The sequence below is a fragment of the Streptomyces calidiresistens genome, from assembly GCF_014141525.1.
Classification (GTDB): domain Bacteria; phylum Actinomycetota; class Actinomycetes; order Streptomycetales; family Streptomycetaceae; genus Streptomyces; species Streptomyces calidiresistens.
The window spans coordinates 1-424 of sequence record NZ_VKHS01001587.1 but is presented as its reverse complement, the minus strand read 5'-3'; the positions used below and the strand labels follow the sequence as shown (position 1 = coordinate 424).

Genomic DNA, 424 nt, shown 5'->3' with positions numbered 1-424 from the left:
GTACCTGAATTTCGCCGGATTCCGATGACTTCTGCCTGGACCCTCGGCCTGACCGGGGGCATCGGCAGTGGCAAGAGCGCCGCTGCCGAACATTTCGCCCGCCTGGGTATCACCTGTGTCGACGCCGACCAGGCAGCCCGTTGGGTGGTGGAGCCGGGCCGACCGGCGCTGGCCGAGATCGCCGGGCATTTTTCGCCGGCTGTCTTGCAGCCGGACGGCAGCCTGAACCGGGCGGCGCTACGGGCGGCGATCTTTGCCGATCCGGCCGAGCGGCGCTGGCTCGAAGCCCTGCTGCATCCCCTGATTCGCCAGGAGATCCTGGCGGCCCTGGCCCGGGCCGCGTCGCCCTATGCCATCCTGGTGTCGCCGCTGCTGTTCGAATCCGGGCAACGGGCACTGGTCCGCCGCGGGCTGGTGATAGACG

Annotated in this window: 1 protein-coding gene; it reads left to right on the top strand. The window is 69.6% G+C overall.

What is annotated here, in order from left to right; genetic code table 11:
- Positions 1–24: 24 nt before the first annotated feature.
- The coding region (coaE, locus tag FOE67_RS28385) for a dephospho-CoA kinase (protein ID WP_182667644.1) at positions 25–424 on the top strand (400 nt) is incomplete at its 3' end.